23 protein-coding genes and 1 other RNA gene are annotated in these 22,741 nt (G+C 27.2%); 13 read left to right on the top strand and 11 right to left on the bottom strand.

Annotated elements, in window-relative coordinates:
- The first annotated feature begins 4 nt into the window (after positions 1 to 4).
- The 3 genes from CRV01_RS00595 to ureG are packed head-to-tail and all read left to right on the top strand — an operon-like array spanning position 5 to position 1,702.
- Entirely contained in the window at positions 5 to 439 is a 435-nt protein-coding gene (locus tag CRV01_RS00595) for an urease accessory protein UreE (RefSeq protein ID WP_129006028.1), read from the top strand.
- Positions 414 to 1,103: an urease accessory protein UreF gene (locus CRV01_RS00590; protein WP_129006026.1), complete on the top strand. Its 690-nt coding sequence runs from the start codon at positions 414 to 416 to the stop codon at positions 1,101 to 1,103. Before CRV01_RS00595 ends, CRV01_RS00590 begins: the two co-directional genes overlap by 26 nt.
- Before the next feature lie 11 nt (positions 1,104 to 1,114).
- The gene (gene ureG / locus CRV01_RS00585) at positions 1,115 to 1,702 is read left to right on the top strand and encodes an urease accessory protein UreG (RefSeq protein WP_129006024.1); all 588 of its coding nucleotides are present in this window, start codon (positions 1,115 to 1,117) and stop codon (positions 1,700 to 1,702) included.
- On the opposite strand, the gene CRV01_RS00580 is transcribed toward ureG, so the two are convergent.
- Positions 1,694 to 2,170 carry a MarR family winged helix-turn-helix transcriptional regulator gene (locus CRV01_RS00580; RefSeq protein ID WP_129006022.1) on the bottom strand — a complete coding sequence of 159 codons (477 nt, stop codon included), beginning with the start codon at positions 2,168 to 2,170 and terminating at the stop codon, positions 1,694 to 1,696. The genes ureG and CRV01_RS00580 overlap by 9 nt on opposite strands.
- 102 nt (positions 2,171 to 2,272) lie before the next feature.
- Between CRV01_RS00580 and CRV01_RS00575 the strand changes: the two genes are divergently transcribed.
- The 4 genes from CRV01_RS00575 to CRV01_RS00560 are packed head-to-tail and all read left to right on the top strand — an operon-like array spanning position 2,273 to position 8,279.
- A complete protein-coding gene (locus CRV01_RS00575) occupies positions 2,273 to 3,496 on the top strand; it encodes a TolC family protein (RefSeq protein ID WP_129006020.1) in 1,224 nt (407 codons plus the stop codon).
- Positions 3,493 to 4,578 carry an efflux RND transporter periplasmic adaptor subunit gene (locus CRV01_RS00570; RefSeq protein WP_129006018.1) on the top strand — a complete coding sequence of 362 codons (1,086 nt, stop codon included), beginning with the start codon at positions 3,493 to 3,495 and terminating at the stop codon, positions 4,576 to 4,578. Before CRV01_RS00575 ends, CRV01_RS00570 begins: the two co-directional genes overlap by 4 nt.
- 2 nt (positions 4,579 to 4,580) lie before the next feature.
- A complete protein-coding gene (locus CRV01_RS00565; protein ID WP_129006017.1) occupies positions 4,581 to 7,682 on the top strand; it encodes an efflux RND transporter permease subunit in 3,102 nt (1,033 codons plus the stop codon).
- Between the two features lie 39 nt (positions 7,683 to 7,721).
- Positions 7,722 to 8,279, top strand: a complete 558-nt coding sequence (locus CRV01_RS00560; RefSeq protein WP_129006015.1) for a TetR/AcrR family transcriptional regulator — start codon at positions 7,722 to 7,724, stop codon at positions 8,277 to 8,279.
- Here the strand turns inward: CRV01_RS00560 and CRV01_RS00555 are convergent.
- Both CRV01_RS00555 and CRV01_RS00550 read right to left on the bottom strand, forming a co-directional pair.
- Positions 8,272 to 8,694 (bottom strand): YqaA family protein, encoded by a 423-nt coding sequence (locus CRV01_RS00555; protein WP_129006013.1) that lies wholly within the window; start codon positions 8,692 to 8,694, stop codon positions 8,272 to 8,274. The genes CRV01_RS00560 and CRV01_RS00555 overlap by 8 nt on opposite strands.
- A complete protein-coding gene (locus CRV01_RS00550) occupies positions 8,691 to 9,593 on the bottom strand; it encodes a DMT family transporter (protein ID WP_258238272.1) in 903 nt (300 codons plus the stop codon). The genes CRV01_RS00555 and CRV01_RS00550 overlap by 4 nt, the downstream gene beginning before the upstream one ends.
- A 158-nt stretch (positions 9,594 to 9,751) precedes the next feature.
- On the opposite strand from CRV01_RS00550, the gene ffs reads away from it, so the two are divergent.
- An RNA gene (gene ffs, locus CRV01_RS00545) (signal recognition particle sRNA small type) lies at positions 9,752 to 9,848 on the top strand.
- Between the two features lie 35 nt (positions 9,849 to 9,883).
- Here the strand turns inward: ffs and CRV01_RS00540 are convergent.
- The 3 genes from CRV01_RS00540 to queF all read right to left on the bottom strand — a co-directional run bounded on the left by CRV01_RS00540 (position 9,884) and on the right by queF (position 13,029).
- Positions 9,884 to 11,911, bottom strand: coding sequence for a methyl-accepting chemotaxis protein (locus CRV01_RS00540; RefSeq protein ID WP_129006011.1), 2,028 nt, complete (start codon positions 11,909 to 11,911; stop codon positions 9,884 to 9,886).
- A 111-nt stretch (positions 11,912 to 12,022) separates the two neighbouring features.
- Entirely contained in the window at positions 12,023 to 12,640 is a 618-nt protein-coding gene (locus CRV01_RS00535) for a helix-turn-helix domain-containing protein (RefSeq protein ID WP_129006009.1), read from the bottom strand.
- 11 nt (positions 12,641 to 12,651) lie between these two features.
- Positions 12,652 to 13,029: a preQ(1) synthase gene (gene queF / locus CRV01_RS00530; protein ID WP_129006007.1), complete on the bottom strand. Its 378-nt coding sequence runs from the start codon at positions 13,027 to 13,029 to the stop codon at positions 12,652 to 12,654.
- 150 nt (positions 13,030 to 13,179) lie between these two features.
- Between queF and CRV01_RS00525 the strand changes: the two genes are divergently transcribed.
- Entirely contained in the window at positions 13,180 to 14,199 is a 1,020-nt protein-coding gene (locus tag CRV01_RS00525) for an NAD(P)-binding domain-containing protein (protein WP_129006005.1), read from the top strand.
- A 2-nt stretch (positions 14,200 to 14,201) separates the two neighbouring features.
- Complete coding sequence (locus tag CRV01_RS00520; RefSeq protein WP_129006002.1) at positions 14,202 to 15,065, top strand: DMT family transporter; 864 nt, start codon at positions 14,202 to 14,204, stop codon at positions 15,063 to 15,065.
- On the opposite strand, the gene CRV01_RS00515 is transcribed toward CRV01_RS00520, so the two are convergent.
- On the bottom strand, positions 15,054 to 15,383 hold the full coding sequence (locus tag CRV01_RS00515) for a hypothetical protein (RefSeq protein ID WP_129006000.1): 330 nt from the start codon (positions 15,381 to 15,383) through the stop codon (positions 15,054 to 15,056). The two genes, CRV01_RS00520 and CRV01_RS00515, sit on opposite strands and share 12 nt — an antisense overlap.
- A 234-nt stretch (positions 15,384 to 15,617) precedes the next feature.
- On the opposite strand from CRV01_RS00515, the gene CRV01_RS00510 reads away from it, so the two are divergent.
- From CRV01_RS00510 to CRV01_RS00500, 3 genes are read left to right on the top strand one after another with little or no spacing between them, the layout of a single operon-like run.
- On the top strand, positions 15,618 to 16,445 hold the full coding sequence (locus tag CRV01_RS00510) for an AraC family transcriptional regulator (RefSeq protein WP_309109201.1): 828 nt from the start codon (positions 15,618 to 15,620) through the stop codon (positions 16,443 to 16,445).
- Between the two features lie 60 nt (positions 16,446 to 16,505).
- On the top strand, positions 16,506 to 17,135 hold the full coding sequence (locus tag CRV01_RS00505) for a LysE family translocator (RefSeq protein WP_129005996.1): 630 nt from the start codon (positions 16,506 to 16,508) through the stop codon (positions 17,133 to 17,135).
- Positions 17,136 to 17,170: 35 nt separating this feature from the next.
- Complete coding sequence (locus CRV01_RS00500) at positions 17,171 to 18,022, top strand: NAD(P)-dependent oxidoreductase (protein WP_129005994.1); 852 nt, start codon at positions 17,171 to 17,173, stop codon at positions 18,020 to 18,022.
- A 61-nt stretch (positions 18,023 to 18,083) separates the two neighbouring features.
- Here CRV01_RS00500 and CRV01_RS00495 read toward each other — a convergent pair whose 3' ends face one another.
- The 4 genes from CRV01_RS00495 to gyrB all read right to left on the bottom strand — a co-directional run bounded on the left by CRV01_RS00495 (position 18,084) and on the right by gyrB (position 22,726).
- Positions 18,084 to 19,292 carry a hypothetical protein gene (locus CRV01_RS00495; protein WP_129005992.1) on the bottom strand — a complete coding sequence of 403 codons (1,209 nt, stop codon included), beginning with the start codon at positions 19,290 to 19,292 and terminating at the stop codon, positions 18,084 to 18,086.
- Positions 19,293 to 19,339: 47 nt separating this feature from the next.
- A complete protein-coding gene (locus CRV01_RS00490) occupies positions 19,340 to 19,750 on the bottom strand; it encodes a DUF3010 family protein (protein WP_129005990.1) in 411 nt (136 codons plus the stop codon).
- Between the two features lie 62 nt (positions 19,751 to 19,812).
- The gene (locus CRV01_RS00485; protein WP_129005988.1) at positions 19,813 to 20,346 is read right to left on the bottom strand and encodes a hypothetical protein; all 534 of its coding nucleotides are present in this window, start codon (positions 20,344 to 20,346) and stop codon (positions 19,813 to 19,815) included.
- Positions 20,347 to 20,404: 58 nt separating this feature from the next.
- The gene (gene gyrB, locus CRV01_RS00480; protein WP_129005986.1) at positions 20,405 to 22,726 is read right to left on the bottom strand and encodes a DNA topoisomerase (ATP-hydrolyzing) subunit B; all 2,322 of its coding nucleotides are present in this window, start codon (positions 22,724 to 22,726) and stop codon (positions 20,405 to 20,407) included.
- Positions 22,727 to 22,741 lie beyond the last annotated feature (15 nt).

Below are 22,741 nucleotides of genomic sequence, written 5' to 3'. Positions count from 1 at the left end.
ACAAATGATAAAAAAAGCAATTGAAATAAAAAAAGATATCCAAGCAGATGATAGTGTACTTTTAGATTGGTTTGATATGCAAAAACCTAATTTAAGTGCTATTACTCAAGAGGGTAAAGAGTTTATAGTAAAAGCAAAATACACTCACCTTCATGAAGATGATATTTTAGTTTGTGAAGATGGATATAAAATCAAAGTTTCTAAATCAGAGGATAATATTTACACTTTAACATTTAATGACCATATTACCTTTGCTAGAATTGCATATGAAATAGGCAATAGACACCAACCTATTTGTATAGAAGATTATAAAATTACTATTTTAGAAGATATTTCAACTACTGATATAATTAATTCTTGCAAAGAAAATAGTAGTGTAACAGTAAAAAAAGGTAAAGTTTTATTTAAACCAAATGGAAATGCACATCACACCCACTAAAGCACTAAGTAGATTTTTACAACTCCTTGATGGAGCTTTTCCATCTGGGGCTTTTGTTCATTCATTTGGGCTAGAACCACATATTGTTTTAGGTTTTGTAAATGACAAAGAAAGCCTAAAAAACTTCCTTGAAAATATAATTGAAGACCAATACCAAAAGATGGAGTTTACTGTAGTAAAAAAAGTATTTGCTCTATTAAAGAAAGAAAAACTAAATCATATTCTAAAAGAGGATAAAAAATTTGCTTCAATGCTAAGCTACCAATGGGCAAAAGCTTCAAAAGATTTGGGTGAAAACTACCTAAAGCATATAGATTTTGATATAAAAAACAAAATTGTAAAAAACTATTTTGAAAAAGTAAAAAATAAAGAAGCTTACGGAAATGAACTATTTATTTTAAGCTCTTATGCCTATGAGTTAGGTCTTGATGCAGATACTTTTCTTCTTTTATGGTGTAAAAAGAATTTAATAAATATTGCAAGTACAAGTTTAAAAATTTCAAGAATAAAACCTAGTGAAATACAACAATTACTTTTTAGTTTTGATGAAAGAATAGAAGAAAAAATAAAAAATAGTTCTAAAAATATGAGTAACTTTAACCCTTTATTTGAAGAGGTTATTTTCTCTCACTTAAATTTAGAACCAAAAATGTTCGTTACATAAAAGGAAAACAAATGGCAATTAAAATTGGTATTGCAGGACCAGTAGGAAGTGGAAAAACTTCTATTATTGAGACTTTAACAAATCTTTTAAAAGATAAATACTCATTAGGAATTGTTACTAATGATATTTATACAACAGAAGATGCAAACTATTTAAAAAGTAAACTTGATTTAGATGACAATCAAATAATTGGTGTAGAAACTGGTGGATGTCCACATACAGCAATTAGAGATGATATTTCTATGAATCAAAAAGCAATTGAAGAGTTAGAAGAGAAATATAATCCAGAATTTATATTTATTGAAAGTGGGGGAGATAATCTAAGCGCAACTTTTTCATATGAATTAATTGATTATTATCTTTATGTAATTGATGTTGCCCAAGGAGCAGATATTCCAAGAAAAAAAGGTGCTGGTTTACTGTTTTGTGATCTACTTGTTACAAATAAAATTGATCTTTGTGAATATGTTAATGTAGATCTAGCTGAGTTTAAAAATGATGTGGAAAAAAACAGAAAAAATAAACCATCTGTTTTTATCTCTAAAAAAGAACCTAAAAGTATAGAAAGGCTTATTAATTGGATTGAAGCATTAAGATAAGTTTATTGAAATCTTCTTCAAGATTTTCTTTAAACTGTTCATCTCTTCTTTTGTTAGTGATTTATATGTCTCGTTTTTTTGCTCAATAAGATCATCTAAACACTCAAGTAAGACTTCTTCACCTTTTTTCTCTAGCTTAACTAATTGACTTCTTTTATCATTTGGATTTTCTTGCCTAGAAATATATCCTAAAGCTTTTAATTTTTTTAGAACTTTCGTCATTCCACCTGAAGAAAATATTATTGCAGAATAAAGTTCTGTAGGGGACAACTGTTTGCCGTTGAAATATAAAGCTGCTAAAACATCTACATCGGAATGAATCAAATTATACTTTTGTTTAAAAAGTTGTTCATTTTTATTGTAATTATGTTTATAAATTAAGGTAATAGGCAATGAGATATTAAATATATCATATTCCTCTTTTTGCTTCATATTATCAAAAAATTTTTCTATGTATCTTTTTTCCATATTTAAATTTTAACACAAAATTAATTAAAACTATTTATCTTTCTAGAAAGATATATTTAAGTTAGCTTATGTTACTTTTATATAAATATAAAAGGAGGCTATTTGAAAAAATCTATATTAGCAATGTTTTTACCTCTTATTTTATTAGGCCAAAACCTAGAGGAGTTAGTTGATTTATCATTGAAAAATCAACTTATCGATTCTTATAAGTACGATACTGACTCAATAAAAAAAGAGTATGAAAGTGTAAAGAGTTCTTACTATCCAAAGTTAGATGTAAGTGCTTCTTATTCAAAAACCAATGAAGAGACAACAAGTGTTCCAGACAATGGAATAAGAACAGCAGCAAGTGTAAACTTTATTTTATACGATGGAAACAAACGATCAAATACTTTTAACAAATATAAAAAGAGTATCAAAAGTTCTCAAGAGACTTTAAATTCATCAAAAAATCAAATTGCTTTAGATGTTGCATCTTACTATTTTAACTATCTTGCATTATTAGCACAAAAAGAAGCAAAATTAAAACAAATAGATCAACTAAAAGCTCAAGAGAAAAGATTAACTAGATTTCTAGATGTGGGAAGTACAACTAAAGATGAAGTAGAAAAAATAATTTCAAGGGTAGAAAGTGAAAATGTAAACCTTCACTCTATAGAACTTGATTTACAAACTATTTTATTTAACCTAGAGTATATAACTGGAAAAAAAGTATCTATTACTGAAGGTTCAAATATACAAGACTATCAAGTAACAGGTGAATCAGAAAGAGCAGATATAAAAGCTTTAGAATATGATGTAAAAGCTCAACTTGATAATGCAAAAGTTCAAAAAAGTGGTTACTTACCTACTATTACTTTAGATAATACATATACAGAGTATGACTACAATTATGATAATTCTGCTTATAGTTCGATTGAAGACCAAAATATATTTTCTGTAAATATGAAATGGAATCTTTTCTCTTTTGGAGAAACAAAAAATAAATATGAATCACAATATAAAAAATATCTAAGTCTAAAATCAAGATATGAATATGAAAAAAATAAAGCAGATACAGATTTACAACTAGCACAAAGAGCATATAATATTGCAAAACTAAAAGTTAAATCTGCAAATGCAAGTTTAAAAGCTGCTACTAGTGCTTATGAAGTAATTAAATCAAAATATGAAAATGGATTAATAGAAAATGTCGCATTCCTTGAATCGTTAAGTGAAAAGTATGATGCAATGAGTTTATTAGAATATGCAAAATATGATTTAGAAATTAAAAAAGCAAATATTATCTACCACAGTGGAAAAAATTTAAAGGATTATATTAGATGATAAGAACAACAAGTAAAAAAATATTATTGCTTACAACAATAGCTGTTGTAGGTTTTACAGGATGCTTTCAAGAAAAAGCAGAAGAAAAGAAACAACAAACTTCATCTAGCAAACCAAGCTTACCTGTAAAAGTTTTTAACGTAAATAAAGAGAATAATACTACTAAAAAAACTTACCCAACTATTTTAAAAGCCTATGACCAAGTTGATGTAATGGCAAGGGTTTCAGGTGCATTAGAGAAAAAATATTTTGATGAAGGTGATTTTGTAAAAAAAGGAACAATGCTTTATAAAATTGAGCCTGATATCTATTTAGCAAATCTAAATATGAAAAAAGCAAACTTTACAAAAGCAAAAAAAGATTATGAAAGAGCAAAGGCTTTATTTAAATCAAAATCTATTAGTAATCAAACTTTTGATGACTATACTTTCCAATATGAAAGCTCTAAAGCTGCATTAAAAGAAGCTCAAATTAATTTTAACTATACTGATGTTAAGGCTCCAATTGATGGTATAGTTGGATTAAAAAAACATAGTGTTGGTGATATTGTAGGTTCAAGTGCTTCTAATTCACACTTAATAACTATTACAAATACAAACCCTATTCATGCTGAGTTTTCTTTACCAAAAGATGATATTGATAGCTTCTTAACTCAAATAAAGAATAAAGAAGTCAAAGTTAATCTTCTTGCTAATGGAAAAGTTTATGAAAATGGTGAAATAGATTTCATTGCTCCTACTATAGATTCAAATACGGATACTCTACTTTTAAGAGCAAAATTTAAAAACCCAAATAATGAACTTATTGTAGGGAACTTTACAAAAGTAGAAATTCAAGGACTTTCTTTAGGTGAAGTTTTTATTGTTCCTGAAAATGCTGTATTAAAAACTGCAAAAACAAGTATGGTTTATGTAGTTGATGAAAACAATATTGCAAAGGTAAGACCTGTTAAAACTGGAAGCTTACTAGAAAAAGGAAAGGTTATAAAAGAGGGTCTAAAAGTAAATGAAAAAGTTGTAATTAGTAATCTTGCAAAATTAAGACCTGATACAAAAGTCCAAATTATAAATAAAGAGAAGTAATTATGATTTCTTCATTTTTTATAAAAAAACCAGTATTTGCAGGGGTTTTATCTATTATAATCTTTATTACAGGATTAATTTCTATGTTCAATTTACCAATTGAACAATACCCAAGAGTTTTACCTCCTCAAATTATTGTAAACACTTCTTATCCAGGAGCTAGTGCGGACACTATTGCTAAAACAGTTGCCGCACCATTAGAAGAAAAAATCAATGGTGCAAAAAACATGCTTTATATGAACTCTGTTGCTGAAGATAGTGGTAGATTAAGAATTAATGTATTCTTTGAAGTTGGAACAGATCCTGATTCTGCAAAGATTGATGTAAATAATAGAGTTCAAGCAGCTTTAGCAAAAATGCCAGAACAAGTTCAAAGACAAGGTGTTGTTGTAGGTGAAAGAAGTCCAAGTATTCTTATGTTTATTATGCTTCAATCTCCAAATGATACTTATGACTCTGTATATTTATCAAACTATGCACTTTTAAATATGGTTGAATCACTAAAAAGGATTAACGGAGTAGGTGATGCAACAATCTTTGGTGCAAAAGATTATTCTATTAGAATCTGGATGGATCCTACAAAATTATCTAAATATTCACTTGCTACAACAGATGTGATTTCTGCCATACAAGAACAAAATAATCAATATGCAGCAGGTAAAATTGCAGCTGAACCAATTGAAAATAAACAAATGTATACATATACTATACAAACTCCAAAAAGATTTGAAAATCCTGGACAGTTTGGTGAAATTATTATTAGAGCTAATGAAGATGGAAGTAGTTTAAAACTAAAAGATGTTGCAACTGTTGAACTTGGAGCAGCTGATTATAATGTTAAAACAAGACTAAATAATGCAGCTTCAATTCCTATTGGTATTTTCTTACAAAGTGGGGCAAATGCCTTAGAAACAGCAGATGCTATTAAAGCTGCTTTAGTAAAAGCTCAAGAAGATTTTCCTGAAGACATGACTTATAGTATTCCATATGATAGTACTGATTTTATTTCTGCATCTATTAAAGAAGTTGTAAAAACTTTTGTTGAAGCTTTAATCTTAGTTATTTTAATTATGTATCTATTCTTACAAAACTGGAGAGCTACAGTTATTCCATTTATTGCTGTACCTATCTCAATTGTTGGTGCTTTTGCAGGTATGTATATTTTAGGTTTTAGTATTAACCTATTAACACTATTTGGACTTGTACTTGCTATTGGTATTGTTGTTGATGATGCAATTATTGTAATTGAAAATGTAGAACGTCACATGGAAGAAGGTAAAACTCCAAAAGAGGCTGCTTTTATTGCTATGAAAGAAGTTACAGGAGCCTTAATTGCTATTATCTTAGTTCTTTGTGCTATCTTTATTCCTGTTGCCTTTATGGGTGGATTATCAGGGGAAATGTATAGGCAGTTTGCTATTACAATTGTTATTTCCGTAATAATTTCTGGTTTTGTTGCCTTAACATTAACACCAACACTATGTACAAAAATACTAAAAAATAGAACAAAAGAACCAAAAGGCTTTTTTAGATGGTTTAATAATATGTTTGAAAATGCAACAAAAGGTTATTCATTTTTAGTTAAAAAAACTATTAGATTTTCACTAATTTCTATTTTACTTTATGGTGGACTTATTTTTGTTTCATATGATATGTTTAAATCAATGAAAACAGGACTTATACCACAAGAAGACCAAGGTACAATTTTCGTATTTGGATTTAATCCTCCTGGTTACTCTTTATCTAAAACTATAGAACTATCAGAAGAAACAAACGCTATTGTTTCAAAAGATGAAAATGTTGCAAATATCATTACTCTTGCAGGATATGACTTTACTACATCTGCTCAAAGAACACATACAGTTGCAACAATTATTAAACTTAAAGATTGGAGTAAAAGACCAAATGAAGAACAAGGTGCACAAGCACTTTTAAACAAGTTTTCTAAACAACTTATGGGTACAAGTGAAGGTTTCTCATTCGCTGTTGTTCCTCCACCAATTATGGGTATGAGTATTACTGGTGGTTTTGATATGTATGTTCAAGATAGAACAGGTGGTTCTATTGAAGATTTAGGAAAGGTAGTTAATCAAATTCTTGAAAAAGCAAAAACAAAACCTGCATTAACAGGAGTTAGAACATCTTTATCTGCAACAATTCCTCAATACAAAATTGATGTAGATGTAGCAAAAGCAAAAGCAAAAGGTGTAAAACTTAACGATATTTATAACACTATTACTTCAACATATGGAAGTTTTTATGTAAATGACTTCTCTTTATATGGAAGAACCTATAGAGTAAATTTACAAGCTGATTCAGAATATAGAAATAATATTGATGACTTTAAAGAAATCTTTGTTAGATCAAAAAGTGGAGAACTACTTCCTATAAACTCATTTATCTCTTATAAAAAAGTAGTTGGAGCTGATATTGTTGAAAGATTTAACCTTTTCCAAGCAGCAAAAGTTTCTGGGCAACCAGCAGATGGATATAGTTCAGGGGATGCATTAAATGCAATTGAAGAAGTAGCTAAAGAAGTACTTCCAGAAGGATATACTATTAGTTGGACTGGTTCTGCTTATCAAGAGAAACAAGTAGGTGGAAGTTCTGCTATGGCGTTTATATTTGGTATTATTTTCTTATTCTTAATTTTATGTGCTTTATATGAAAGATGGTTACTTCCTATTTCAGTTGTTCTAGCTGTACCATTTGCAGTATTTGGAGCAATTTTAGCAACAAACTTAAGAGCTTTAGATAACAATATCTACTTCCAAATTGGACTTCTAGTTCTTGCAGGTCTTGCAGCTAAAAATGCCATCTTAATTGTAGAGTTTGCTATTCAAAAACAAAAAGAAGGTTTAAAACTAGTAGATGCTGCTTTAGAAGCTGCAAAAGTAAGGTTAAGACCAATTATTATGACTTCTTTAGCATTTACAGTAGGTGTTTTACCACTTGCTATTAGTAGTGGAGCAGGTGCAGCTAGTAAACACTCAATTGGTACAGGAGTTATTGGAGGAATGCTTAGTGCTACATTTATTGCTATTATATTTATTCCTCTATTCTTTATTCTTATTTCAAAATTATCTAAAAAACATAGAGAATAGTAAGTGACAGAAAAAGAAAGACAACAAAAACGATGGTGCATGGCACTATCGTGTCTTGATACTTTTTTAAAAACAAACTATCAAGACCTTACTGTAACCTCTTTAGCAAAACAATCAAATATTGCTAAAGGGACTTTATATGAATACTTCAAAAATAAAGAAGATATTATCTTACAACTAACAGAAGGTCTTTATGAGCAATGGAAAGAAAAAACTCTAAAAGAAATAAAACGAAAAAAGAGTATAAAAACTAAGATTGAATGTTTCTTCACTACAATTTACAAAAAAGAGTTTGAAGAGTATAGAATAATATTAAATATATTTGCAGGACTTAGTCATTATGAAAAAGATAAAACCTTTAAAAACTTTTTAGAAAAAATATATAAAGAACACCTTGAAACTATAAACTTTCTTATAGAAGAGGGTATTAAAGACAAACTATTTATAGAAGAAGCTAGGAACCTAACTAAAGGCTTAGTAAATGTATCTATAGGCTTTTTCCATACTTTCCGTATAAATCAAAAAGAAAAGACCTCTTTAGACGAGATTAAAAGCTTTTTAAAAAACTTTTTTTTAACTATTGAAAAAACTAATTAACAAAATATAAAGTTGCAATTGCTAAAAATAGATATCTAAAAAACTTTGCAATAAAAACTAAAAAAAGAAACTTTTTTAAATTATACTTGAAAACACCAGCTATTAAAGTCAAAGGATCTCCAATAATAGGAGCCCAAGAAAAAAGTAAGGAGTAAGCTGCATATTTATCAAAAAACTCTTTATACTTCTTTATTTTTTCTTTTTTTAAATATGCTTTTTTCTCTAAATACTCTTCCCCTTTTAGTCCTAAAAAATAGTTAAATAAAGAACCAAGTACATTTCCTACAGTAGCAAAAGCTAAAAGATACACTAAATTATAACCTTCATTTATGTTATAAACTAGCAATGCTTCACTTCCTAAAGGAAACAAAGTTGCAGAAATAAAGGCTGATAAAAATAGTGTTAGATATATCAAATTTTTCTTCTCTTAAATCTTTTAACAGTAATTTGAGAAATAATAACTCCAAATAAAATTGTGGCACTTGCTACTAATTCTGCAATTGATAATTTTTCTCCCAAAATTATAAAGGCTAAAATAAGTGTAAATATAGGAATTAGGTTTACAAACATTGCAGCCCTTGATGCTTCTATTTTGGTTAATGCAAAATTAAATAGACCATATCCTAATAAGGTAACCACTATACCTAAATAAATTGACCAAGAGACAGCTTCTAAAGAGAAAGTCATCTCTTTTGTACTTATTTCAAAAATAAAAAATGGTATAAAAAATATAAAGCCAATAAATGCTTGAACAGCCGTGATAAAAAGAGCAGAAAATTTTTCACCTAAATATCTTGCCACCAACGTATAACCTGTAGCACAAATCATTGCACAAAACTCTAAAAAATTTCCAAGCATTGGATTTGGAGCAGAATATGTTGTTACTGCTTGCACACTTAGCGAAACTACACCAATCATGGCAATAACTGAACCAAATAGAAGTTGTCTTGAGATAAGCTCTTTTAAAAAATATCCAGCTGCTATAGCTGTTATTAAAGGCATAACTGAAGTAATCATTCCTGCTTGTGAAGCAGAAGTATATAATAAAGCTTTTGCTTCAAATATAAAATATAAACAAGGTTCAAAAAATCCAAGTAATAAAATTAATTGAATATCTCGTTTCGTAAAATCATAGGTAAAAAATCTTTTTATAAAAAATATAAAACACAATGAAGCAGCAGCCATTCTTATAAAAATAACTGTATATTCACCTAAATCTACCATTGCTGCTTTTAATGCAATAAAGGAACTTCCCCATATAAACATAGCAAAAATAATAGATACTAATCCAACTAAACTAAAATTCTTTGTCAATTCTGTAATTCTCTTTCATATAATTATTAAAAGCGGAATTATACTCCTAGAAAGTTTCTTAGTAACTTAAATATTTACACAAGTTTTAAGTTTTGTAAAGATATAATTGCAGTCTTAAAAGCAGAGCACAAAGAGTATTTAGGTACTTTTGATGCTCTTCTTTAGCCCCTTACAATCATTTTAAGAGACAATGCCCCAGGATGGGAACATAGCAAGGCACCTCTTTCTTTGGTGTGTTTGGGTACCTGGAGAAGAGTACTATGATTTATTTCACAGTACTTCTTTTTTATCTAAAAACTTTCCCATTCATCATTATCATTACTATTATTAGCTTGAATAACTTTACTATTATCATTTTTTGTAGGTGTCGTTTTTACTTCTTCTGTGCTTGGAAGTTGTTTATTTGGTTTTGGTTTTTCTTCTGTTTTAAAATCAGTTTGACTTAATTTTTTTGCTTTTGCTTGTTCTTTCCCATCAAACTCTTTTTTATTTGTTTCTTCTACAATTGAATCTGCAATACTTTTAGTTTGATTTGCAATATCTTTAACTATACTTGATACAGAAGCATTTTGTTGTGTTTGTTGGTCTAATTGATTAACAGCAATTGAAATTTGTTCAATACCTGTTTTTTGCTCTTTTGAAGATTCTGCAACATTTTTAATTAATCCAAGAGTATTTTGAATATTTTCATTTAATTGAGTATATCCTTCAATCATATTCCCTGCAATTTGTTTTCCATCACCTGACTTTTGTGTAGCGTTTTCTACTAAAGATTTTATCTCTTTTGCTGCTTCTGCACTTCTACTAGCTAGGTTTCTTACTTCTCCTGCAACTACTGCAAATCCTTTTCCTGCTTCACCTGCCGTTGCTGCTTCAACAGCAGCATTAAGTGATAAAATATTTGTTTGGAATGCAATTTGATCAATAACAGATATTGCATCATTAATAGCTGTTACTTTCTCATTTAAGTCATCCATAGCTTCTGTTGTTTGCGATGCTAATTTTTCACCATTTTTAGCTGCATCTGTAACTTTATTTGCATATAAACTCATTTGATCAATACTTTTGCTATTTGCTGCAATTGTAGATGTTATCTCTTCTAGTGCTGCTGCTGTTTCTTCTAGTGAAGCTGCTGCTTCATTTGAAGAGTTATTTAGCACATCTACATTTTGTAAAAGATGATTTGCACTATCTTGCAGTGTTAAACCATTTGTTTTATTGGCTACTAATATTTTTGTAATAGTTTCACATAAAGAATTAATACCAATAGCTGTTCTTCCCTTTGTGTTTTCTATTTTATGTGTAAAGTTAAGTTTACTATAGCTATCTAAAGCTTTTTCTATTTTATTTAAATCATCACAAACATTTTCAGCAATAATTTCAAGCATCTCATTAAAAATTACTTTTAATTCTTCTAAACTTTTATTTTCAGTTGAACTTGTAATTATTTGTTTGATATTTCCTTCTTTTACCTTTTCTACTTTTTCTTTAACTTCATGAATAAGCTTTTCATCTTGGTCAATTAGCCTCTTAGTTTTGCTAATATTTTCATTAACAACTTTAGCCATTTTTGCTATTTCATCTTTTGAAGCTTCATCTAATTGTTGAACATCTTGTGTTTCTCCATTTAAATAATTGAAAAAATCTAAAAGTCCATTTTGAAAGTTACTAATAGAACGATTAATATTATTACCAAGAATATATGTAAAGAAGATAGTTACAACAATAGTTAAAATAGCAATAAAAATAAATAAACTAATTGATGATTCTATGATATCAGTAGTATCATCTTGATTTACTTTTACTACTTTATATGTTGCTTCAGTAAAATAATCCATAGTATCTCTCATATTTTCATATGAAACTAAATAACTATTAAAGTATAAAGCTTTTGCTTCTTCTTGTTTATCTTCATTTACTAATGATATAACTTTATTTGTCTTTGAAGATGTTTCAGAAAAATAAGTATCAAACTCTTCAAATTTTGACTTTTCATTTGTCATATCATTAAAAAGTAGTTTCTTAAACTTTTCAAATCTTTGTTTTACTTGCGAAAGGTTATTTAAGACTCCATCTTTAATGAGCTTTTCTATTTCCTTTTTATCGCTTGTGTTCATCATTTTTAAAAGTGATAAATTTGATTGATAAGAATCCCTATCTGCTTCAAGTAAAAATGTAACTCCTGCAAAGTCTTTATTACTTAACTGATAAACATTTTGTTTTATATCTTTTATATTATAAGATATAAGAAAGCTACTAATCAGTGAAATAACTATAAGTACTGAAAAAGCTCCAATGATTTTATTTTTAATAGTCATAAATCCCCTTTATTACTCTTTCATCTATTGTAATTAATTATATACTTAATTGTAAAGGGAATATTAAATTTTTTATTACATTTTTCTATATTTTGTGAAAGTATGACTTTTTTAAATTAAATCTGAGAAATCTTCATTTAAAATTAACAATTTTTTCTCTTTTCTATTATAGATAAATCTTGAATCTTTTTCTTGGATAGCTTTTAAGATAATTAGTTTTATATCTTTTTGATCTTTATTATGTTTTTTTAAATATAGAGTAAACTCTTGCAAAGAAATAAATTTTTCTTTCTCTTCTTCTATATCTTCTTTTGCTTGAACTGTTTGAATTTGTGGTTGTTTATAAATAGAACGCATTTCATTGAAAGCACTTTGTAAAAGCTCTATTTCTCTGTTAAATACAGTAATAATTCTTTTTTGATTTTTTTCTAATCTATATATTTCAGATGAGTATTGTTTTTTCATCCATTTAATTGACTTCTTTAAAAGATCAATTTGCTCATCTTTTACTTTTATTACTTCTTTATAGCCATTGAAAGTTTCTTCTTTCAATTCTACATGTGGTTCTTCTTTAGAAGCCTGGTCTTGAATATACTCATTAATATATACATATGTTTTACCAGACTTTTTTATAGATTTAAGTTGATTTTTCTTAATTCTATAATGAACTCCTTGAAGGGATAGTCCAAGTATTTGTGCAGCTTGTGCTGTTGTAACTAATCTCTCCAAAGAATTTATCCTTACATTTTGTCACTATCAATTTCAATAACAGTGTGAACATTACCTCTTGGTTTAAAATCTGCAATTACTTTCATCCATCTTGGTTGTAACTTTTCATATAGTGTATCAAAAATCTCATTTGCAGAGTTTTCATGAGACACTTCTCTAAACATAAAAGAGTTAATATAAAGTTTTAATGCTTTTAACTCAATTACTTTTTCATTTGGTGTGTATTGAAGTTTGATTGTTGCAAAATCAGGATATCCACTTCTTGGACATTTTGCCATAAACTCTGGAAGCTCAATATCAATAATGTAATTTTTTTTATTTTTATTTGGCCAATAATGCTCTTCTTTGTTGATATCAAATTCTACAATCTCTTTTTCACCATATTTCATTAAATATACCTTTTGATTTTTTTATGTTAAAAGATATTTTATCCAAACTATACTTACAAATTTTTTTATATAAAAGATATCAAAACTATGTATTAATAGTATAAGTTATGTTAATATATATATTATTTATTTCACATCAAAGGTTTACTTATGGGAAAAATATATGAAGTAGCTATTGTAGGTGGTGGTCCAGGTGGAATAGGTACAGCGGTAGAAGCTGTAGTTCATGGCATAGAAAATATTTTACTTTTGGATAAAGCAGATAATCATTCAAGTACCATAAGAAGATTTTACAAAAAAAATAAAAGAGTTGATAGAAATTGGAAAGGTCAAGTTGTTGAAATAGAAGGAAGCATTCCTTTTATGGATGGCACAAAAGAAACAACCTTGGACTTTTTTAATCAACTACTAGATGAAGATAAAATTGATACTGCATTTAATACAGAAGTAGAAGACATAACAAAAGATGAAACAACTAACACCTTTACTATACAAACTTCAACAAAAGTTTTTATAGCAAAATGTGTTGTAGTAACTATTGGTAAAATGGGAAAACCAAATAAACCTGAATATAAAATTCCCTTTTCTCTAAAAGAGTATATTAATTTCAATCTAGATAAATGCAGTAAAAATGAAAAAATACTTGTAGTTGGTGGTGGAAACTCTGCTGTAGAGTATGCTTGTAGTTTATCAGAAGAAGAAAATACAGTAACTTTAGTTTATAGAAAAGAAAAGTTTACAAGGTTAAATCCAGAGAATGAAGAGACCTTATTTAAATATGATGGTCAAGAGAAATTAAGACTTAGACTAAATACTGATATTGAATCAATAGAGAATGATGATGGTAGAGTAAAAGTAAACTTCAATGATGGTTACCACACTATTTATGATAGAGTGATTTATGCTATTGGAGGAACTGCCCCTGTTGATTTTTTGAAAAAAGCAGGTATTGAAATGGATGAAGAAGGTAAACCTATTTATGATGAATACAATGAAACAAATGTTTCTTGTATGTATGTTGCAGGAGATGTAGCTTTTAATACTGGTGGTTCTATTGCAACTGCACTAAATCATGGTTTTAGAATAACAAAATCTTTACTTAAAAAAAGAGGTGAAGAAAATAATACAACTGAACTATTTTTTAAGAATAACCCAACATTTAAGTATTAGTCATGTATAAAGATTTAAGCAAAAATTCTAGTTTAATTTTATTAAATATCATTGCCTTAGTTTTTTTAGCCTCAAACTCTATTTTATGTAAACTTGCCATTGTAAATCATTATGCAGATGCTTATTCTTTTACTTTTTTAAGACTTGTTTTTGCTTCACTTACACTTTTTTTTATTGTTTCATTAAAAGAAAGAAGCATAAGCCTAAGTATAAATAAAAACTGGGGAAGTGCTTTTTTTCTTTTTTTATATGCTATTACTTTTTCCTATGCATATATAAAACTTGATGCAGGGCTTGGAACGTTAATTCTTTTTGCTTTTGTTCAATTGACAATAACTTTTTATGCAATAATAAATAAAGAAAAAATCTATTTAAAACAAGCCTTAGGAATACTTACTGCTCTTTTAGGACTTGCATATTTATTCTACCCAAGAGATGGCTTTACCATTTCAATAGAAGGTTTTATATTAATTACACTATCTGGAATAAGTTGGGGAGTTTATACAATTTTAGGTAAAAAATCAGAAAATGCTTTAAAAGATACAAATGAAAACTTCTTAAAAACCATTCCTTTTTTACTAATATATTTAATAACTTTTCCAATTAATATAAACATAAGTATAGATGGTCTTATTTTAAGTTTTTTATCTGGAGCAATTACCTCTGCAATAGGCTATGTTATTTGGTATAAAGTTTTAAATAATATCTCAATAATAACTGCAGGTGTAATACAATTAATAGTTCCTATTGTGGCTATATTCTTAAGTATAATTTTATTAAATGAACCTATTACTGCAACACTTCTAATTTCAACTGTTTTAATACTTTTAGGAATTTATCTAACAATAAAAAAATCAGTAGTTTAACATTTTACTTTGTTTATGCTCACACTCTAAACAATCAATTACAAGTTCAGATTTCTGGCAAGTGACACAATTTGTAAGTGTAGTTTTAAACTCTCTATCAGTACTTGCTTTTAAACTCATTTTTGCCATATAACTTACATTTAAAACAGGATCAGCTATTAAATTATCTGCAATTTTAGAGTCAATGTGACTATTTCTAGCAACTGCTCTTCTTACATTCATGTATGGAGATTTATGCAATTCCCATAAAATATTAAAATCATTAGAGTTAACTGCTAGCTCAATTTGTTCTTCAACTGGTTTTTGAAGTGCTCCCATTTCTAATCCTTTTAAAAAATATAAATAATTATAGTACTCTTATTTTTAAAGTTTTTTTAAGTTATGTCACTTTTTTAAAGTTTTTTAAATTTTTAGGAATTCATTAAAATATTGTATAGTAATAATAAAAATTATAATAAGGTAATTTTAAAAGAAAATAAAAAATAAAAATTAATATTATATAAAACAGACTATTTCTTTCTAAATATTTTTTAGATATAAATAAGCAACTAAATAAAAGGCAAAAAGATAGAAAAAAAAGACAAATTTACAAATATTTTTATAGATAATAAACTTCCTTTTTTAGAGTTAAGACATTCAAATACAGGTAACCACTATAAAGAGCATATTCATGATAGTTTTTCTATGGGTATAAACATAAAAGGTGAAAGTATCTATAAAAATAGAAATAAAGAATACAATTTTAAAGAAAATCTAATTGCAATAATAAATCCAGAAGAAATTCACTCTTGTAATGCTATATCAAAGGATAATCACGAATTTTACATGCTTTATTTAGATAAAAATTGGTGTTATGAAATACAAAAAACTATTTCTAACAAAATAAATTCTTTTCAAAACTATCCTAATGCTTTAATTAATAGCCATACTTTTTATGAAGAATTCAAAACTCTTTGTGAGTTTATTTTCTCAAAGGCTACAGTTCAAGAAAAAGAGAATGAATTAATAGAGTTTTTTACAAAATTATTTGAAAATAGTATTCCTCACACAAAAGAAAAATTAGAAGATAAAAACTTTGAAAAAATATGTAAATATTTAAAAAAGCATTTTAAAGAAAATATCTCCTTAGAAGAGTTAGCTACAAAATTTAATCTAAACCCTTTTTACATAATTAGACTATTTAAACAAAATATAAATATGACTCCCCATAAGTATCTTATAAATATTAAAATTAATCACTCCAAAGAACTTTTAAAAAAAGGCGAGACTTTAGTAGATACAGCTTTAGAATGTGGTTTTGCAGATCAAAGTCATTTTCATAGAAACTTCTTAAATATAGTTGCTACAACTCCAAATCAATATAGAAAAAACTTTATCTAACTCAATTTTATACAAGACACATTTTTTACTTTTTTTTATAATTGTAAAAAAAGGAGATAAATGGAAGCATATATAAGTGGTTTCATAACTTTGGCTCTTGCACATTTTGTTGCACTTTTAAGCCCTGGGGTTGATTTTTTTATTATTCTATCAAATTCATCAAAATATGGAAAACTATCTGGAATCTTAACTTCAGTTGGAATAGCTTTTGCAAACTTAGTTTATATATTACTTGCACTTTTAGGTATTTCATTAATTAAAGAGAATGAAAATATATTTTTACTTATAAAATTACTAGGTTCTTTATACTTAATATATATTGCCTTTATGCTTTTAAAAACAAAAAAGAGAGAGCTTTTTGAAAAAGAAGAAAAGAAAAGTAAAAAACAAAAAAATATAATCAAATACTTTTCCATGGGATTCCTTTCTGCGATTTTAAATCCCAAAAATTCTATTTTTTATTTTACAATGTTTTCTATTTCTATAAATACTGATACTCCCTTATTTGTACAAAGTTTTTATGCACTTTGGATGTTTTTAGCTGTATTACTTTGGGATATTTTTATAGTCTATTTAGTAACAAGTAAAAAAAGTAAACTATTTCTTGAAAAATATTCAAACCTTATAGAAAAAATTTGTGGTTTAATTCTTTTATTTATAGCTAGCTTTATAATTATAGATAGTTTTTAATTTTTTTTATTATAATCATTAAAAAAGGAGTTTTCATGGCTATAGGATTTATAGGATTAGGAAATCTTGGAACTGCTGTTGCTAAAAGACTAACAGACATGAAGGAAGAGCTTATTGTTTATAATAGAACTCGAGCAAAAGTTGAAGATTTAGGATATAAAATAGCAAAATCACCAAAAGATTTAATTCAAAAATGCGATATTGTTATTTTGTGTCTTTTTGAATCAGCTGCAGTAGAAAATATTTTTAATATGGAAGAGGGACTTTTAGAAGCTGATTTAGAAGGTAAGACTATAATTGATTTGACAACAAACCATTTTGAGCAAGTACTAAATTTCCATAAAGTTATTGATGAAAAAGGTGGAGAATATTTAGAATCTCCTATTTTTGGTAGTGTAGCTCCTGCTTTACAAGGTCAAGTTACAATAGTTACATCTGGTGAGAAAGAAACTTTTGAATCATGCAAAGCATTATTAGAGAAAATTGGTAAAGAAATATTCTATTTAAAAGAGCCAGGGAAGGCCTCTAAGATGAAACTAATCAATAATCTATGCCTAGGGTCATTTATGACCACAATTGCAGAATGTACTGCTTTAGGAGACGCTTGTGATATATCAAGGGATAAGTTATTAGAAATCTTAGGAGTAGGTGGTGGACAATCACTTGTTTTAAAAGCAAAAACTCAAAAACTATTAGAAGAAGACTTTTCTCCTCACTTTTCAAATAATGCAATTTATAAAGACTTACATACCTTACAGGATTTAGCTTATAGTATGAATCAACCTTTATATTCAGCAGCTATTCCAAAAGAGTTATTTGGAAAAATGAAAAAAGATGGAAAAGGTGAAGAGGATTTTTGTTCTATAGTACAACTATTTAAAGATTAAATTATAAAAATCTTTAATTAAAGGCTAGTATTTTAATAACTATGCTAGCCTTTCTCTTGATTTAAATATTCTCTTTTTCATTTTTAATATTATCAATTAATTTATCAAAAGCTACTATTAGAAAATGTATTTCATCTGATTCATCGGTATAATTGTATTTATCTATAAAATCTTCTTTTTGTTTTTGAATAAAATCAATTAATGTATTAGTTATAAATTTTTTGTACTCTTCACTTGAATTTTTATCAAAATTAATATTTCCATCAAATTTAAATTCACTATTAGAACTTGGATATTTTTCAGGATTATTCTCTAACTCTTTTACAAACTCATTTAACTTATTTTGAAAAAATTCAGGTTCTGTACCAAAAATATATTCATAAAAAATTACTTCATATACTGTGCTATTATCTGAGCCAATACTATTTAATATACTTTGAGAAAAAATTTCATTTTCTATATCTTTAAATATATAAGATGCTTTTTCAGTTTGGTACATCTTATAAAAGAGATTTTGATCTCCTTCTTCTATTAAACCTAAATTCACGGCTAATGATATTTTTCTATACATAGAATTAATATGATCACCTTTCCAGTTATCATTATTTACATAATATTCAAACTCTTTTGCATTTTCAAAAGAAACTTCTTTACCATTTAATTCTTTATGATATGTGCCTAAATCATGTTCTTCTTGTATATTTTCATAGGCTTGCTTGTTTATAAAAATTTGATAATGTTTTTTAAATTCATCTGCATCAATTTCTAAATATTCACCATCAATCTTTACTATTCCCCAACTATCCCTTTGAGAAATCCAAGATGGAGTATTTATTCCTATTTCTTCTAAGATTTTATTGTCTTTATTTACTTTATCTCTAAGGTCATAATATTCAGTATCAAAAAAATGTTGTATCTTTTGATATCTTTCTTCTAAATACTCTTTAGTAATTGGTTTATCACTTACTATTTTTGTTACATTATCATTTATGCTTATATGATAACGTTCTAAATCTCTTTTTTCTACCCCATAATCATCTAAAATTAAAGTATATTTATCTGTGTAAGGATTATAAGTTACTCCATCTAAAAGTTTTTTATTAGACATTTTTTCATCTAATTCTTTTTTATACTCTTCTGGCATTTCATATTCTTCATTAACATCTAAAACATTTTCAAAAGAAGTATCTAAAATATCAGAGTTAGCTTCTTTCTTATTTGATTGATTATTATGAAAATTATTATTAAATGTATAATTTGATATTTCCATACTAAGCCTTTAAACTTGATATTAATATACTATCATAATATATATAATTATTGAAATAGATTATTTAAATAAGTACAAGCACATAAATATGCTTGTTCTTGATATTTTTTTAATGAACTTGGATATTCTATTTCATTTTTCTTTTCAAAAGAAGAGATTGCTTGAGCTGATATTAATTCAACTTCACAAAGGGGATTTAATTGAATTAAACCTTCTAGTTTAAAAGTAACTGCACCACCTGCAAAATTACCTTTCTTTGCTCTTTTTTTGATAACAATTTTTTCTATATTTTCTTCTTCCAAGAATAATAAAAATTCATTACAAAATTTTCTTATATTTTCTTGTTTTTCATCATCTTCAAGGGTTAATTTTTTTGTTTTTATATCTTGGAACTGTTTATTTTCAATAACTGATAGAATAATATTATTAGCTTTTAACTCTATACCACAAATTTTCATTTAATGCCTTTTTTAAATTTATATAAGTATAGAGTTTTTTTTTATTAAGTATTGATTTTATTTCATTTTGTAAGATTTTTATCTTCTGATAATTTTCTATATATTAATCTTTGTATCTCTTTTTTTACAAGTTGCGAAGAGCTTAGTTTATTGTTTTCATTTGCAATTGAACCCATAACTTTCTGGCACTTATCACAAATAAAATCTATTTTACTAACTTGTAAAGTGAATTTAGAAGTAGTATCATCATAATATAAACTTTCACCACAAGTAGGACAAAAGCATTGTAAGTTTGCTATATTATTTTTATGCCAAACCCAAGTCCATTTAATATTATAGAAATTATCTTCCACATATTTTGATCTGTTTTTTCTAATAAGTTTTATAGCAATAATTAAAATAACAGGTAAAACAAAAGGTAATATTTGAAGCCAAATAGGATATTGAGCTAAATTTTCTTTATAATATAAAACTAAACTACTTTTTATTTCAATAAAATTATCATAAAAAGGAATAGGTAAAAATACAAGTAACAAAATAGCTACAATAGCAATGATAAGTTTAGCTTCGTATGATAAAAAGCTCTTTTTTCTCATTAAAACTCCAAATACAAAATATAAATAGGGGAAATAAAAGAGGGTGAAAACCCTCTTTTTATACGTCTAAGTGTTCTACGTCTTTTGCGTGTTCTTCAATATAGTTTCTTCTAGGTTCTACTTCATCACCCATAAATAAAGTAAATGTATCAGAAGCAACTTCTGCATCTTCTATTGTTACTCTTAAAAGTCTTCTATCTTCTGGTGTCATAGTAGTTTCCCATAATTGCTCTGGGTTCATCTCACCAAGACCTTTATATCTTTGAATATAAGCACCTTTTTTTGCAAGACCTTCAATCTCTTCTAAGATTTCAACTAAGTCTCTTCCATTAAACATAGAAATATCTCTTTCAACTAATCTATTATAAATATATGTAGCTTCTGAGAAATATGGAGATGCAAATAGTTCATCATCAATTACTAACTCTTCTAAACCTTCATTTGTTTGAACAAATAATTGGATTTTTTCTGTTGTAATATTCTTAGAAAGTATGTTGTAACCTTTATCTTCTAAGAAGTTTTTAACTACCTCATAAAGTGCATTATAATCTAATTTTACTAACTCTGAATTTTCGATTAAATGCTTTAATACAGAAATTAAAGAGTATCTTTTTTCTAATTGAAGTAGCATTCCTCTATATCTAGATACAGTTTTAAATAGATCTTCAAGGTCCTTTTTACCTAAACCTTCAAAATCAAAGTTCTCTACACCATTTTCAATTAAGAAGTTTGATAATGCAGTATCATCTTTTAAATATCTTTCGTGTTTACCTTTTTTATATCTAAATAAAGGTGGTTGAGCAATATATAAATATCCTTTATCAACAATTGGTCTTAAGAATCTAAAGAAGAATGTTAATAATAGAGTTTGAATGTGAGAACCATCAACATCGGCATCTGTCATAATAATAACTTTGTGATATCTAATTTTCTCTTCATCAAAATCTTCACCGATACCACAACCAAGTGCAGTAATCATGTTTCTAATTTCATCAGATTTTAAAATTTTATCAAGTCTTGATTTTTCAACATTTAAAATTTTACCTTTAAGTGGTAAAATTGCTTGATAAACTCTATCTCTACCTTGCTTAGCAGAACCACCAGCAGAATCCCCTTCCACCAGATATAATTCTCTAACTTCTGGATCTTTACTTTGACATTCAGCTAATTTTCCTGGAAGTGTTCCAACTGTCATAGCGTCTTTTTTTCTAGTTAAATCTCTAGCTTTTTTAGCTGCTTCTCTACCACGTGCTGCCATTAAAGCTTTTTCCATGATAGCTTTAGCTTCATTTGGATTTTCTTCGAAGTATTTATCTAGTTTTTCATTTGTAAGTTTTTGACAAATTGGTTTTACATAAGAAGAACCTAATTTACCTTTTGTTTGACCTTCAAATTGTGGTTCAGGAACCTTTACTGAAACAATTGCGATTAAACCTTCTCTTACATCATCACCAGTAATTTTAGTATCTTTTTCTCTTGCATTTGCATTATTATTTACATATTTAACAATTGCTCTTGTAAGACCAGCTTTAAAACCAGCTTCATGAGTACCACCATCAATTGTTCTAATATTATTTACAAAAGAGATTGTTTTTTCTGTATATGTAGTGTTATACATTAAGGCAATATCTACTTCTAAATCTTCAACTTTTTCAGAAAAAGATACAGCATCACAAACAGGAGTTTCTTTATTTAAATCTTTAACAAACTGTCTGATACCTCCTTCAAAATGGTAAACTTCTTTAACTTTTTTAATTTCATCTTCTAAAGTAATAGAAATAAATGGATTTAAATAAGCAACTTCTCTAAATCTTTTAGAAAGTGTTGCAAAATCATAAGTATTTACTTCAAAAATAGAGTCATCAGCTAAAAATTCAATTGTTGTACCAGTTTTTCTTGGACTATCTCCAATAATTTCTAAAGGTCCTTTTGGAATACCACAAGAAAACTCTTGATAATGAATTTTACCTTCTCTATAAATCGTCATTTTTAGATCTTTAGATAAAGCATTTACAACAGATACACCAACCCCGTGTAAACCACCAGAAACTTTATATGTATCTTTATCGAATTTACCACCTGCGTGAAGTACTGTTAAAACAACAGTTGCAGCTGAAATTCCTTCACCTTTATGAATTGCAGTAGGAATACCTCTACCATCATCTTCAACTCTAATCCAATGATCTTTAGTCATAGTAACTTTGATGTTTCTACAGAAGCCAGCCATTGCTTCATCAATAGAGTTATCAACTACTTCATAAACCATATGGTGAAGTCCATTGATGTTTGTATCACCAATATACATACCTGGTCTTTTTCTAACAGCCTCTAAGCCTTTTAAAACTTTAATATTACTAGCGCCATACTCTTGTTGACTCATTATTGGTTTCCTTCT

The sequence above is a fragment of the Arcobacter sp. CECT 8983 genome (assembly GCF_004118855.1).
Lineage (GTDB): Bacteria > Campylobacterota > Campylobacteria > Campylobacterales > Arcobacteraceae > Halarcobacter.
This window is presented reverse-complemented; position numbering and strand designations above follow the sequence as displayed.